Consider the following 13,674-nt stretch of genomic DNA (forward strand, 5'->3'; position numbering starts at 1 on the left):
GCCAAGCGAATCTCACATGTTCAACGACAGCACCGCCTCGCCGGTCGAGCAGTTGTATACCCGCCACCGCACCTGGTTGCGGGGCTGGTTGCATCGACGTCTGGGGCACCGTGCCGATGCCGAGGACCTGGCCCACGACACCTTCGTGCGCGTGTTGTGTTCGCGCCAGGAGGTGGGCGAGCTGCGCCAGCCCATGGCGTTTCTGGCCAAGATTGCCAATGATTTGCTGATCAATCGCTGGCGGCGCCAGGCGATTGAACGCGCTTACCTGGAGGCACTGGCCGCTCGGCCCGAAGCGTTGGAGCCCTCGCCGGAGGAGCGACTGCTGACCATCGAGACCCTGCTGCAACTCGACTCATTGCTGGTGGGGCTGTCGATGCCGGTGCGGCGGATTTTCTTCTTGTCCCAGCTCGACGGCTTGACCTACCCGCAAATCGCCGCGCAGCTGAACCTCAGCGTGGCTCAGGTGCAGCGGGCCATGGGCAAGGCGTTCAGCGTGTGTTACGCGAGTCGTTTTGAATGAGCCTGCCGGTTGATCCGCAGGTCCGCGACAGCGCCATCAACTGGCTAGTCAAAAGCCAATCCGGGCTGATGAACGCTGCCGATTGTTTGGCTTTGCAGCAATGGCGCCAAGCCAATACCGAACATGAATACGCCTGGCAGCGCGTCAGCAGTTTGCCGTTGTCGTTGCAACCGGGAGCGACACTGTTGGCGGATGCCACCACGCGACGGGCGCTGGAAGCTGCCGGCAATGATCCACAGCAGCGCCGCCAGATGCTCAAGGCGCTGCTCGCCGTCGGCCTGCTCGGCGGGCTGTCGTGGCAGGGTGCGCAGTCCACCGTAGTACGTTCGGCGTTGGCCACTTATAGCACCGGCACCGGCGAGCGGCGCGAATGGCGGTTGGCCGACGGCGGTTCGTTGTGGCTGAACACCGCCAGCGCGGTCAACCTGGACTTCAACGCCGCACAGCGCAGCGTGCAGTTGGTCGAAGGCGAGATGGCCCTGGACGCGCCCGTCGAATCGCGGGCGCTGCAACTGCTGACACCCGACGCGACGCTGCATAGCCCGGGCGCTCATCTGCTGGTGCGCCACGACCGCCGGGGTACCCAGGTGACGGTCCTGCGCGGCTTGGTACAGGTGCATGCGCGAGGCCACCAACTGCCCCTGCGGCTGGACGCGGGCTGGCGTACCCAGGTCAATAGCCAGGGTATCGCCGCGCCGGCTCCTGTCGATGGGTTCCTCGCCCAGGCCTGGCTGCGGGGTTTGCTGCGCGCCGAACGCATGCGCCTGGACACGCTGCTGGCCGAACTCTCGCGCTATCGCCCAGGGATTTTGCGCTGTGGCGAAACCGTTGCAGGCTTGCGCGTTACCGGCAGTTTCCAGCTCGACGATACCGATGCAGCCCTGGCCCTGCTCGCCCAAGCGCTGCCGGTGCGCATTGAGCGGCGCACGCGCTATTGGGTGACCGTGGTGCCAGCCTGAAAATATTTTTGTCATACAGCGCAGTTTTTTCCACGTCGCTTGGCCTATGGGAATAACCCATCGAAACAGGTGGGCCTTCACCCTCAGGAGCCCTGCATGACCTCCCCCCTCCATGTTCTGCGCAGCCGCACGCTCGGCCTGCTGTTTCTCGGCTTGCAACCGTTGTACGGCGCGGCGGTGTTGGCAGCCGATGAGCGCCAGCACTTCCACATCGACGCCGGTACGCTGGACCAGGTGCTCTCGCGCTTCGGCGTACAGGCGGGCATCAGCATGGCGGGGCGCGCCACGCTGACTGCCGGCAAGAGCAGCCAGGGCCTGACCGGCGACTTCACCACCGAAGCCGCGTTGACACGGCTGCTGGAAGGCACGCGCTTGAGTTATCAGCGCCTGGCCGATGGCAGCTACGAGCTGTACCCGGGCGGCACGGCGCTTGCGCTGCCCACGCAGAAAGTCACCGGCGAAGACCCGCAGAAACAGCAGGTGTATTCGGCGCCGCGTTCCTCCGTGTATATCTCCGGCGAGGACATGCAGCGCTTCGGCGTGATCTCCGCCGGCGACCTGCTCAAAGGCCAGCCCGGCGTGCAGGTGGGCGACAGCCGCAACGGCGGCGGTTTGGATGTGAACATCCGCGGCATCCAGGGCCAGAGCCGCGTGGCGGTTACGGTGGATGGCGCGCAGCAAGCGCTGGATGTGTATCGCGGCTATGCCGGCACCCAACAGCGCAGTTACATCGACCCGGATTTGATCAGCGACGTGACCATCGACAAGGGCCCCAGCGTTAACTCCAGCGCCATTGGCGGCACGGTAAAAATGCGCACCCTTGGGGTTGAAGACATTCTGCGCGATGGGCAAAACATCGGCCTGCGCCTCAAGGGCGAGGCGTGGAACAACGGCGTTGCGCCCGCCTACCGCGACGGTCACTCATCCGAGGGCAGCCTGTACGCCGAACCGCACCGAAACCGTGGCGGGTTGTTCGGCTCCCAAGCCGAATCCGGCAGCGCCGCGTTTGCCTACACCCATGACCTGTTCGATGTGGTCGCAGCCTACGCTCACCGCAATCAAGGCAACTATTTTGCCGGCAAAAAGGGCCAGGATCGCTACCGTACCTACGACCGCTATGGCGACGAAGAAAGCACGGTGGCCAGCACTTATAACGCCGGCGAAGAAGTACTCAATTCGTCGGCCGAGACTGAATCCTGGTTGCTCAAGACCACCATCCGCCCCACCGACGAACACACCTTCGACCTCGGTTACCAGCGCTACAACGGGCACATCGGCGAGATCATGCCGTCGGATATTTTTCGGTTCGGCACCGGCGGTATCTACCAGTACCCGCTGGGCCATACCCAGATCGACACCTATACCGCGCGCTACCATTACCTGCCCACCAACAACCCGCTGGTGGACTTTACCACCAGCCTGTGGATGACCGATGCGCAAACCAGCCAACTGACTTCAGTGCTCGCGCCCGCTTCCCAAGCCTACCGTTCGGACCGCAACTGGAGCCGTCAGGCCAACCGTCGCATCGGCGGTGACCTGGCCAATACCTCACGGTTCACCAGCGACTATGGTGACCTCAAGCTGGACTTGGGCGGTGGCTTCCAGGTCGAAGAGCTGCGCCCGCAAAAAGGCGTGGTCACCACCCAGCACGACATCAACGCCAACCGCAGTTTGCGCGATGGTTCACGCCAGGAATTCAACCTCAACGGCAAGCTTGAATACCAACCCGTGGACCGCCTGACACTATGGGGCGGTGGCCGCTATACCTATTACCGCACACAAGACCATGTGCCGCTTTCAACGGCGCGCCGGGAAGAGCGCCCGTTGCGCTATGTGTCAGCCACGAACGCCGGGGCCTACGGCAACATGCTCTGGTTCCCCGACATGAACGGGGACTACACCGACGCTACCGACCCGCGCCTGAACAACGGCATCGTTTTCAGTAACACCAACTACCCATTTGAGGGCCCGCGCTATAACGATTTCGGGGCCACGGATACCACGGTGTATGAGCCCCAGGTGGGCGAAGTGGTCAGCGGTTATGACTACTCCGGAAAAAACCGCAACAGCGGCGGTGCGTTTGCTCCTGCCTTCGGCATCAATCTGGAGGTGGCGCCCGACACCTTCGTCTACGCCTCTTACACCCAGGGCCTGCGGATGCCGTCGCTGTTCGAGACCAGCCAGGGCGTATTACAAACCCTACCCGGCAAAGGCTTGAAGCCCGAGCGTTCGAGCAACTGGGAAATCGGCGCCAGCACCCTCCAAAAAGGCCTGTTTGTGGCTGACGATGAGGCGGCGATCAAACTGGCGTACTTCAACAACACGATCAAAAACTACATCACCCGTTACTACGACCCCAGCCCCGGCCTGATGGGCCAGATGCAATTCAGCAACACCGACAGCTTCAAGACCAGCGGCCTGGAGTTGCAGTCCCATTACGATGCCGGCCGTGTGTTTGCCGACCTGTCATCCACCTACTACCTCAAGACCCAAACCTGCGACTCGGCGTTCGCCGCTCGCCTGCGTGCCAGCAGCAACCGCTATCGCGACACCAGCCAGACGCCCAACTGCACGCCCGGCAGTTTCATGGGCTCCTACACCAACACTCAGAACCCGCCACGCTTTGCCGCCAACCTGACCACCGGCCTGCGCTTTTTCGACCAGTCGCTGACGGTCGGCACGCGCATCACCTACACCTCCGGCCCCACGGTGACCGCCGATAAACCCTGGCAGACAGGCGCCACCACGCCACAATTGGTCTATCGCGAAGTGACGCTGGTGGACTTGTTCCTCAACTACAAATTGCAGGACCACACCCAACTGAATGTCTCGCTGCAAAACCTCACCGACCGCTACTACCTGGACCCGCTGGCGCAAAGCTTTATGCCGGCACCGGGCCGAACCCTCAGGGTGGGTCTACAGACAACATTCTGACGCTAAGCTGAGCATCGCCTTAGCGCCGCTGAATCTGCACCGTGGCAAAGGTCGGCTCGTCGCGCGCCTGCTCCAGTGCATTCCTGGGCCTTTGCGGGGCCCGGGCTTGCACCTCGGGCCGTAGCTCAGGCGGCGGATGCAGGCGCATGTCCGAGCGCTCATCGCTGGGCGCCACGCCGAAGAAGTCCCGGTAGCACTTGGAAAAATGCGGCGTGGACACAAAGCCGCAAATCACCGCCAGCTCGACAATCGAAATCGGCGTCTGCATCAACAACTGACGCGCACGGGTCAGGCGCAGTTTGAGGTAATAGCGCGATGGCGTGCAGTACAGGTGCTTCTGGAACATGCGCTCCAACTGGCGTCGGGACACGTGAACATAGGCGGCCAGTTGGTCGAGGTCGATGGGTTCTTCCAGGTTAGATTCCATCAGGGCGACCACTTCTTGCAGCTTGGGCTGTTGCGTGCCGAGCAGGTGCTTGAGCGGCACGCGTTGGTGGTCGCGCTCATTGCGAATGCGCTCGTACACGAACATCTGGGAAATCGCCGCCGACAACGTGTGCCCGTGATCGCGGCCGATCAGGTGCAGCATCATGTCCAGCGGTGCAGTGCCGCCGGAGCTGGTGAAGCGGTTGCCATCGAGCGTGAACACGCTGGAGCTGACCTTGACGCGGGTAAACGCCTCCTGCATCGACGCCATCAGCTCCCAATGCACACTGCACTGGAAGCCATCGAGCAACCCCGCCTGGGCCAGTGCCCAACTGCCGGTGCACACCGCGCCGAGACGTTTGCAGTACAAGCGCGCCTGGCTGCGCAGCCAGGCGATGAGCGCAGGGCTGATAGCCTGTTGAATGCCGACGCCGCCGCACACGATCACCGCATCGAAGCCGCGCTGGTCCTGCGCGCACGCATCCGGGGTCACCGACACGCCATCGCTGGCCCAAACCGGCTGGCCGTCCAGGCTCAGGGTTTGCCAACGGTAGAGTTCTTCGCCCGCCAATTGGTTGGCCATGCGCAGCGGCTCGACCGCACACGACAGCGATATCAGGGTGAATTGGTCCAGCAGCAAAAAGCCGATGGTCTGGCAAACAGGTGCCTCGGTTTCCATCACCGCTACCCCGCAGGCGTGATCAGGAATGTTCCAGCGCCACCGGCTTGGGTGCCCGGTTGTGCTGGCGCGACGTGACCAGGCCGATGAAGGAAATCACCAATGCCAGGCCAATGGTCGAGGACACTTCGGTGCGGTGCTCGGGCGTCACCATCATCACTCCCAGGGCCAGGCAGATGAACACGATTACCAGGTAAGTCAGCCACGGAAACAGCCACATGCGAAAGGTCAACTCGACGTTTTGCCGAAGCAGCAAGCGACGCATACGCAGTTGCGAGATCGCGATCACCAGGTACACCAACAACGCGATGGCGCCGGAGCTGGCGAGCAGGAACTGGAACAGACCGGCTGGCATGAAGTAGCTCAGCAACGTGACGCCCGCACCGATGATGGTGCTGGCGATCACCGCCGCCCGGGGCACGCCCGCCTTCGAGGTGATTTTAAGGGCCGATGGCGCATCGCCGCGTTTGCCCAGGGAAAACAACATGCGCGAGGAAATGTAGATCGAGGAGTTCATGCAACTGGCTACGGCGATCAACACCACCACATCGACCATGAACTTGGCGTTGGGAATATTCATCAGTTCCAGTGCGCGCTGATAGGAGCCCACGGACGCCAGCAGCGGGTCGTTCCAGGGCACCACGGAAATCACGATGGAGATCGACAACAGGTAGAACACGCCGATGCGCCAGATCACCGAGCGGGTGGCCTTGGCGATGTTCTGCGCCGGGTTGCTCGATTCGGCTGCGGCGATGGTCACCGCTTCGGTACCGATGAAACTGAACATGATGGTAATGAACGCGCCCACCACCGCCGAAAGACCGTTGGGGGCAAAACCTCCGTGTTCTTCCATCAAGCGGCTCAAGCCGCTGGCTTCACGATCCGGGATCCAGCCCATGAGCACGCTGAAACCCAGGCCGATAAAGCCGACGATGGCAATCACCTTGGCCATGGCGAACCAGAATTCGAACTCGCCATATTTGGCCACGCTGAACAGATTGGTGATCACCAGCAACACGATTGAGACCAAGGCGAACAGCCACGCATCGACCTGAGGGAACCACTGGTTGAGCACGTGCCCGGCGGCCAAGGCTTCGATGGGAATGACCAGCACCCAGAACCACCAGTACAACCAGCCGATGGTGAACCCCGCCCAGGGGCCGATGGCCTGGTCGGCGTAGGTGGAAAACGAGCCGGTGTCGGGGCGTGCCACCGCCATCTCCCCCAGCATGCGCATGACCAGCACCACCAGCAGGCCGGAAAACAGATAAGCCAGTAAAACCGCAGGTCCCGCGGCGGCGATGGCGTGTCCGGAGCCGACAAACAACCCCGCGCCGATGATGCCGGCGATGGACAACATGGTCACGTGACGCGGCTTGAAGCCCTGCGCCAGCTGACCGTTGGAATCGTTGCAGTTGAGGCTAGTCATTGTTTTTGTTGTTCTCGGGCGGCCAATGACCCTCACCTTAAGTGCCCGAGGCCAGACGCAAGTAGCCTGGTTACGCCGCCATCGTGTCTGATATCGACATTTGTGAGGGTGGCCCCCTGAAGTGACGAGCGTGGCGCCCTACTCTTGCGCGCTACGTATCAACGACCCGAACAGCTCTCCACGCGGCATCTTGCTCAGCTCGATATCGGCATTTTCAAACCACTCTCGCCCGGCTTCCGGATGCGGCCCGCTCAGAACAACCACGCCACGTTCGTAGGTGTAGCGCGCCGCCGCCACGTCGCCATTGTGGTAGGTCGCGATGACCTTGTACGGTGCCGCGGCGCTGGCTTTGGGGAAGTAAGGGCCGTCCTGGTAAAACACATGGTCAGGCTGCCCGTCCCACGTCACCCGCACGGCGGCATCGTCGATACCAGTCACTTCAAAACCGGGGCGGCCGGCTTCGGTGTCAATGGCCTGAGGGATCAGGCCGAGGTTGTTGTCGTCGGCCAGGTAGGCGCCCATGCACAGGCCCAGGTAGCGGCCGCCGTTGGCGACGTAAGCGCGGATGGCTTCGGCACGTGTATCGCCCAGGCTGTCGAGAGCGGCCGGGATGTCCTGGCCGCCACCGGGTTGCACGTAGAGGTCATAGTGCGCCAGGTTTTCTGGCGTGATGTCGATGGGTTCGTCGGCGCCGACGAAGTCGATCTGGAAATTGGGGTTGAGACGCTGCAGGGCGGTTTTCACGTTTTCCGAGCAGTCCGCCAACCTGCCGGGCCACGGTAGATGGCGACATGGGTGATGGGGCCTGCGCCGTGCACGGGTAAAGGGTGCAGCGTAGCAACGGCGAGAAACGTGGCAGCGAGGGCAGGCAGTTTCATGGGGCAGGCTCAACGCTCAGTTGAATGGGTTTGATCCAGTGATCGCAGCGCCAAGCCTATAACGATGAGCCTTTTGAATTCGTGAAAAGTTGTAAATCCACGTGGGTCATTCATCCACTCCCCAGCATCTGCCACAACGACGCGCCCACGCCGGTAATGCTCTCGCCGGCGATCAACCCCGCCGCTGCCGTGATCGCAAAGCGCTGCGTCACGCTCGGCCAGCGACAGCTCACGGCCCAGGTCATGATCGCGCCAAGGGCCATCATCAGCGACACCGACGCAGGCAACACAAACGCTAGTCCCAGGGCTGCCGCACTTGGCAGATAGCGGGCGCGATGTGTGGGTAATGTGCTGTCGAGTATGCCCAGCAGCACGCCGAACAAGCTTGCAATGCCGATGGCCCAGCGGATGCTGGGGGACAGTGAATCCAAACCGTGGGTCAGGGTTTGGGCCACGGCTTTCCAGGTGGCGACGGCCGGGGCCGGCCATTGTTCGGTGAGCAGCATGGTTTGAGGGTCAGGGATCAACGCCAGGTACGCGAATACGCCGACGATGCTGCCGACGAAAATTCCGAGGATCTGAGCGATCACTTGCTTGTGCGGCGTCGCGCCAATCGCTTTGCCCACCTTGAAGTCGTTCATCAGGTCCGTGCACTGCCCCGCCGAACCGCCGGCGGTGTTGGCGCTCATCAGGTTGATCGGCACCTGGCCAGGCGCAACAATGCCAAAGCTCAGCTGGGACAGTTGCCCGATGGCGCCAATCGGCGGAATACCGGTCGCCCCCACCACCCGCGCCGCCACCGCGGCCAGGCAGATCGCCAGGGGAATGGTCAGCAGCGCCATGCCCAGGTTGATACCGAACAACAGCGCTTGCAGGCTCACCACCAGCGCGATCGCCAAGGCAAACCCCACGGCAGGCCCGGGCTTGGGAACCGTCCACGGCGTGCCGCCAGACGCCCGGGTCGAGCGATGCAGTGCCCACAGGCGAATCGCCAGGGACGCCAAGGTGGAACACACCATCAGGCTCACCCCGGGCCACAGCAGCCACTCCACCAGCGCGGCAAATTGCGGACCGTTGCTGTCGGCGGGCAGGCTCACCAAGCCGTTAGCCAACAGCCACGGCCCCAGCCCGCCCCAGGCCAGCAAGGCGCCAAGCAGCAGGGTCAGGCCCACGCGAATGCCGATGATGCCGCCGAACCCCAGCAACAGCAGTGAAGGGTCTGCGGTGAAGGTCAGGCGCTCCAACGCGGGGCTCGGCGACCAGCGCGGGAAGGCCCACATAAAGGTATCTACCCACTTGACCGATCCGGACAACAGCGCCGCGCCGAGCAGCACTTTCAAGCGCGTGGCGGCTTCGCGGCCATGGTTGTAGATGTGCAGCAGGGTTTCCAGGGTGGCCATGCCTTCGGGAAACTTCAGCGCCTTGTCATTGAGCAATGAAGGCCGCAGGTACCACGCGATCCAGATCCCCAGGAAACTCACCGAAAACACCCAGGCGATCATCGGCAGCGCCGCCAGCTGGTTGCCCGTGAGCAGGGTATAGGCCGGGATGGGCGCGACCAGCCCGCCGGAAATGATCGACGCCGCGGCAGAGGCCACGGTCTGGTTGATATTGCTCTCGTGCAGGGTCCACGGCAGGTGCTCGCCGGAACGCCGGGCCAGGCCCTGCCAGATGCCATAGCCAATCAGCAAGGCGATGATCGACATGTTGAACGACCAGCCGATCTTCAAGCCCGCGTACACGTTGGAAGGGGTCAGCAGGATACCCAGCACGATCCCGGTGATGACTGCCCGCAGGCTCAGTTCACGCTCTACGGGCGCGATTGACGAGGTGGAGTGCATGCAGATTCCTTTCGAGAAAAGCCAGTGCCACCTCTTAAGTGAGCGCTGGAGGACTCGAAGGTTCACCTGGTTCCAAATGTGGGAGGGGGCTTGCTCCCGATAGCAGTCTGTCAGTCAGCATTTTTGTAGCTGACCCACCGCTATCGGGAGCAAGCCCCCTCCCACATTGGTCCTCTTCACCTCTGGCTATTTGGCGAACGCGTATTCCCCGCCCCGCTCTACCGCCTTGCGGTAAGCCGGCCGCGCCTGGAGTTTTTGCAGCCACGCCGCCAGGTTCGGGTAAGCCTGCAATTTACCCTGGGCCTGGGCGACTTCACCGATAAAGCTCATCTGGATATCCGCACCGCTGAGTTCGTCGCCAACCAGGTACGGCGTGCGCCCCAGCACATCATTCAGATAGCCCAGGTAGTTGGCCAACTCCGATTCAATCCGTGGATGCAGCGGTGCGCCCGCTTCACCCAGCCGCCCCACATAAAGGTTGAGCATCAACGGCAGCATGGCCGAGCCTTCGGCAAAATGCAGCCATTGCACATAGCTGTCGTAGGCGTCGGTGGCCGGGTCGGGTTGCAGTTGGCCGTTGCCGTGGCGGCGGATCAGGTAGTCGATGATTGCGGCAGATTCGATCAGCACGCGGGAACCGTCTTCGATCACCGGGGATTTGCCCAGGGGGTGAATGGCCTTGAGTTCAGGTGGCGCCAGGTTGGTCTTGGCGTCGCGCTGGTAGCGTTTGATGTCGTAGGGCAGGCCCAATTCTTCAAGCGCCCACAGGATACGTTGTGAGCGGGAATTGTTGAGATGGTGAACAGTGATCATAGCGGGCAACACCTTGGGGGATTTAGGAGAAGACTACAGGGTAGCGGTGAAGTGCCGTGAATGTGGCTCAGGCGAGCAACTGATCGATCCACTTCACCTGCTGCACGATCTCCTGCACTTTCTGCTCGGGCACGGCCTGCCGCGCCTGTTCGAGGCTGGCCAGTGTCTTGCGTTTTTCGCGCACTATACGCTGCCACTTCGCCAGGAACTCCTCGCTACGCGCCTGCATTAGCAACGGGCCAAAGTACAGCTGCTCGGCGGTATAGGTGACCGCCTCGGCGCGTTCGGCGACGATGATTTCGTAGTAGAAGCGGTTTTCCAGCAGCAGCTCCTCGTGCAGGATCCGGTAGCCGTTGTCCATCAACCATTGGCGCAGCGGCTGTTCGCCGCCGTTGGGTTGCAGGATCAAGCGTTCGCGGCCATTGAGGTGCGCCTTGCCGCTGTCGAGAATGTCGCGGATCGTTTCGCCGCCCATGCCGCACAGGCTGACGACGGTAATATCATCGCCCGCCTTGATTGCCGCCAAGCCATCAGCCCGGCGCACGGTGATGTGCTGCGCCAGACCGTTGTCGGCCACGGTACGGTTGGCTGCGTGAAACGGTGTAGCGGCCACTTCCCCCGCCACTGCCGCCGCAATAGCGCCTCGGAGCATCAACGCCACCGGCAGGTAGGCGTGATCCGAGCCGATATCGGCCAGGCGTGTGCCGGCTGGCACGTGCGCTGCCACACGCTCAAGGCGCATGGACAAGGTGTGTTGGTTCAACGGTGGTTCCTTATGAGTGCCCGGAAAATCGATCCCGGCTGTTGGTCAAGTGCAGCACCATGGCCGCCCGTGCGGCGTCCGGGTCTTGGCGCTTGATGGCGTTGTAGATCGCCTCATGCTCCAGGTTCGCCAACTGCCCCAGCTGGGCAAAGTCCGCGCCGCCGCGTTCGGCGTCCTTGACCTGGGTGCGCGGGATCATCGCACTGCCCAGGTGCAGCATGATGTCGGTAAAAAAGGTATTGCCGGTGGCCTCGGCGATCAGTTGGTGAAAGCGCTTGTCTTCCTCCACGCAACTGTCGTTGTTGGCCAGCGAGGCCTGGTAGTCGTCCAGCGCCTGGCGCATATGGGCCAGTTGCGCTTCGCTCCTGCGCAGGGCGGCCAACGCCACAGCCTGCACCTCAAGGCCCAAGCGTAATTCGAGCATGTTGCGCACGCTGGCGACCGTGTCCACATGCAGGCGCAGGCCCGGCTGCGTGTGTTGCTCCAGCACAAAGGTGCCGATGCCGTGACGCGTCTCCACCAGCCCCGACGCCTGCAACTTGGACAAGGCTTCACGCACAACGGTGCGGCTCACTCCGTGCTCAAGCACGATGGTGGATTCAGACGGCAGTTTTTCACCGGGCTTGAGTTGCCCGAGCAGGATGCGCTGGGTCAGCGCCTCAACCACGCCCTGGGCCAGGTTGGTTGAGCGTTTACGCACAGGCGTTGGGCTTTCAATGGGCATGACTACAGGTCCGCAGGGTTGGGCAGGAGCAAGCTTATCACCCTGCCCGGAAGCACCGCCCTTTTGCTGCAAAAAACCTTTAACTTGTATGACAACACATCAAATGCTCACCAACTGTATTGCTGACCTGCTCAAAACACTCCACGCGAGCCCCGCTGCGACAACCAATGAAAACGCCTAAATAACCGAACCAACTGGTCAATCACAGTACTTATAAAAACAAATTCACTCATCAGCGCATTGCGATTCCTGAAAAACCACTTGTATGATGTCTGTCAACAAAACAACCAAACCCGCATAAAAACAATCAGGGGGAAGTTTTCAAATGGTGAGCCATTCAAGCCCAGCATCTGCCGTACCCGAAAGTGATTCAGTGCTCGCCCGCGCCGTGAGCAAAGTGAAGCGCCATGTGCTGCCACTGTTCGTGGTCATGTTCATCCTCAACTACATCGACCGCGTCAATATCGGCTTTGTGCGCACGCACATGGAGCATGACCTGGGGATCGGCGCAGCGGCCTACGGCTTCGGCGCCGGGCTGTTCTTCATCGGTTATGCGCTGTTCGAAGTGCCGTCCAACATGCTGCTGCAAAAGGTCGGCGCCCGTATCTGGCTGACCCGCATCATGTTCACTTGGGGCATCGTCGCCACGCTGATGGCGTTTATCCAGAACGAAACCCACTTCTACATCCTGCGTTTCTTGCTGGGCGTGGCGGAAGCCGGGTTCTTCCCCGGCGTGATCTATTACTTCACGCGTTGGTTGCCCGGCGTGGAGCGCGGCAAGGCCATCGCTATTTTCCTCAGTGGCTCGGCGGTGGCGTCATTGATCTCCGGGCCGTTGTCGGGCGCGTTGTTGCAGATCGAAGGTTTTGGCTTGCACGGCTGGCAATGGATGTTCGGCATCGAGGGCCTGGCCTCGGTGGCGCTGGGCTTCTTTGTGTGGTTCTGGCTGGACTCCAAGCCCCATGATGCCAAGTGGATGACCCGCGAAGAACAGGACGCCCTGGTTGACGCCATTGACCAGGAACAGCGCGAACGTGAAGCCCTGACCACGGTGAAACCGACCATCGGCAAGCTGCTCAAGGACCGCCAGATCCTGCTGTTCTGCGCCCTGTACTTCTGCATTCAACTGACGATCTATGCCGCGACCTTCTGGCTGCCGAGCATCATCAAGAAAATGGGCGACCTGAGTGATGTGCAGGTGGGTTTCTTCAACTCGATCCCCTGGCTGATCTCCATCATTGCCATGTACGCCTTTGCGTCGCTGTCGGGCAAGTTCAAGTTCCAGCAAGCCTGGGTCGCGGCGGCCCTGCTGATCGCGGCGGCCGGCATGTTCATGTCCACCACCGGCGGGCCGATCTTCGCCTTCGTCGCGATCTGCTTTGCGGCCATCGGGTTCAAGTCCGCGTCGTCGCTGTTCTGGCCGATCCCCCAGGGCTACCTGGATGTGCGCATCGCCGCCGCCGTGATCGCGCTGATCAATTCCATCGGCAACCTGGGCGGCTTTGTGGCGCCGACCACCTTCGGCTTTCTGGAACAAACCACGGGCTCGATCCAGGGCGGGCTGTATGGCCTGGCCGGCACCTCGGTGCTTGCGGCCATCCTGGTGTTTTTCGCCAAGACGTCGCCCTCTATCGTGCAGACCTCACATAGCGCTGCACCCTCAGGCGCCGCCATCAGCAAACCCCTTTGAGCGTATATAAGGACC

10 protein-coding genes and 1 pseudogene are annotated in these 13,674 nt (G+C 61.9%); 4 read left to right on the forward strand and 7 right to left on the reverse strand.

Going from position 1 to position 13,674, the window contains the following annotated elements:
• Nucleotides 1-16 precede the first annotated feature (16 nt).
• From E4O98_RS13050 to E4O98_RS13060, 3 genes are all read left to right on the forward strand, one after another.
• Nucleotides 17-523 carry a sigma-70 family RNA polymerase sigma factor gene (locus E4O98_RS13050; protein ID WP_060767271.1) on the forward strand — a complete coding sequence of 169 codons (507 nt, stop codon included), beginning with the start codon at nucleotides 17-19 and terminating at the stop codon, nucleotides 521-523.
• Nucleotides 520-1,482 carry a FecR domain-containing protein gene (locus E4O98_RS13055; RefSeq protein WP_248135387.1) on the forward strand — a complete coding sequence of 321 codons (963 nt, stop codon included), beginning with the start codon at nucleotides 520-522 and terminating at the stop codon, nucleotides 1,480-1,482. The genes E4O98_RS13050 and E4O98_RS13055 overlap by 4 nt, the downstream gene beginning before the upstream one ends.
• 96 nt (nucleotides 1,483-1,578) lie before the next feature.
• Complete coding sequence (locus E4O98_RS13060; RefSeq protein WP_248135403.1) at nucleotides 1,579-4,416, forward strand: TonB-dependent receptor; 2,838 nt, start codon at nucleotides 1,579-1,581, stop codon at nucleotides 4,414-4,416.
• A 19-nt stretch (nucleotides 4,417-4,435) separates the two neighbouring features.
• On the opposite strand, the gene E4O98_RS13065 is transcribed toward E4O98_RS13060, so the two are convergent.
• The 7 genes and pseudogenes from E4O98_RS13065 to E4O98_RS13095 all read right to left on the reverse strand — a co-directional run bounded on the left by E4O98_RS13065 (nucleotide 4,436) and on the right by E4O98_RS13095 (nucleotide 11,969).
• Complete coding sequence (locus E4O98_RS13065) at nucleotides 4,436-5,521, reverse strand: GlxA family transcriptional regulator (protein WP_032880201.1); 1,086 nt, start codon at nucleotides 5,519-5,521, stop codon at nucleotides 4,436-4,438.
• Nucleotides 5,522-5,543: 22 nt separating this feature from the next.
• On the reverse strand, nucleotides 5,544-6,950 hold the full coding sequence (locus tag E4O98_RS13070) for an amino acid permease (protein ID WP_032880200.1): 1,407 nt from the start codon (nucleotides 6,948-6,950) through the stop codon (nucleotides 5,544-5,546).
• A 138-nt stretch (nucleotides 6,951-7,088) separates the two neighbouring features.
• A pseudogene (locus E4O98_RS13075) lies at nucleotides 7,089-7,828 on the reverse strand (BPL-N domain-containing protein).
• Between the two features lie 110 nt (nucleotides 7,829-7,938).
• Nucleotides 7,939-9,669, reverse strand: coding sequence for an OPT family oligopeptide transporter (locus E4O98_RS13080; protein WP_032880197.1), 1,731 nt, complete (start codon nucleotides 9,667-9,669; stop codon nucleotides 7,939-7,941).
• A gap of 186 nt (nucleotides 9,670-9,855) precedes the next feature.
• Nucleotides 9,856-10,482: a glutathione S-transferase gene (locus E4O98_RS13085; RefSeq protein WP_032880196.1), complete on the reverse strand. Its 627-nt coding sequence runs from the start codon at nucleotides 10,480-10,482 to the stop codon at nucleotides 9,856-9,858.
• 67 nt (nucleotides 10,483-10,549) lie between these two features.
• Entirely contained in the window at nucleotides 10,550-11,245 is a 696-nt protein-coding gene (locus E4O98_RS13090; protein ID WP_248128854.1) for a tRNA (adenine(22)-N(1))-methyltransferase TrmK, read from the reverse strand.
• Between the two features lie 10 nt (nucleotides 11,246-11,255).
• Complete coding sequence (locus tag E4O98_RS13095) at nucleotides 11,256-11,969, reverse strand: FadR/GntR family transcriptional regulator (protein WP_223019123.1); 714 nt, start codon at nucleotides 11,967-11,969, stop codon at nucleotides 11,256-11,258.
• Between the two features lie 328 nt (nucleotides 11,970-12,297).
• Between E4O98_RS13095 and E4O98_RS13100 the strand changes: the two genes are divergently transcribed.
• The gene (locus E4O98_RS13100; protein WP_032881269.1) at nucleotides 12,298-13,659 is read left to right on the forward strand and encodes an MFS transporter; all 1,362 of its coding nucleotides are present in this window, start codon (nucleotides 12,298-12,300) and stop codon (nucleotides 13,657-13,659) included.
• The last annotated feature ends 15 nt before the right edge of the window (nucleotides 13,660-13,674 follow it).

This window comes from Pseudomonas sp. W2Jun17, assembly GCF_023127795.1.
GTDB classification, from domain to species: domain Bacteria; phylum Pseudomonadota; class Gammaproteobacteria; order Pseudomonadales; family Pseudomonadaceae; genus Aquipseudomonas; species Aquipseudomonas synxantha_A.

Excerpts from the sequence above, each read along its gene's own strand:
- E4O98_RS13050 (WP_060767271.1), top strand. The coding sequence starts at position 17 with ATGTTCAACGACAGCACCGCCTCGCCGGTCGAGCAGTTGTATACCCGC.
- E4O98_RS13055 (WP_248135387.1), top strand. The coding sequence starts at position 520 with ATGAGCCTGCCGGTTGATCCGCAGGTCCGCGACAGCGCCATCAACTGG.
- E4O98_RS13060 (WP_248135403.1), top strand. The coding sequence starts at position 1,579 with ATGACCTCCCCCCTCCATGTTCTGCGCAGCCGCACGCTCGGCCTGCTG.
- E4O98_RS13065 (WP_032880201.1), bottom strand. The coding sequence starts at position 5,521 with ATGGAAACCGAGGCACCTGTTTGCCAGACCATCGGCTTTTTGCTGCTG.
- E4O98_RS13070 (WP_032880200.1), bottom strand. The coding sequence starts at position 6,950 with ATGACTAGCCTCAACTGCAACGATTCCAACGGTCAGCTGGCGCAGGGC.
- E4O98_RS13080 (WP_032880197.1), bottom strand. The coding sequence starts at position 9,669 with ATGCACTCCACCTCGTCAATCGCGCCCGTAGAGCGTGAACTGAGCCTG.
- E4O98_RS13085 (WP_032880196.1), bottom strand. The coding sequence starts at position 10,482 with ATGATCACTGTTCACCATCTCAACAATTCCCGCTCACAACGTATCCTG.
- E4O98_RS13095 (WP_223019123.1), bottom strand. The coding sequence starts at position 11,969 with ATGCCCATTGAAAGCCCAACGCCTGTGCGTAAACGCTCAACCAACCTG.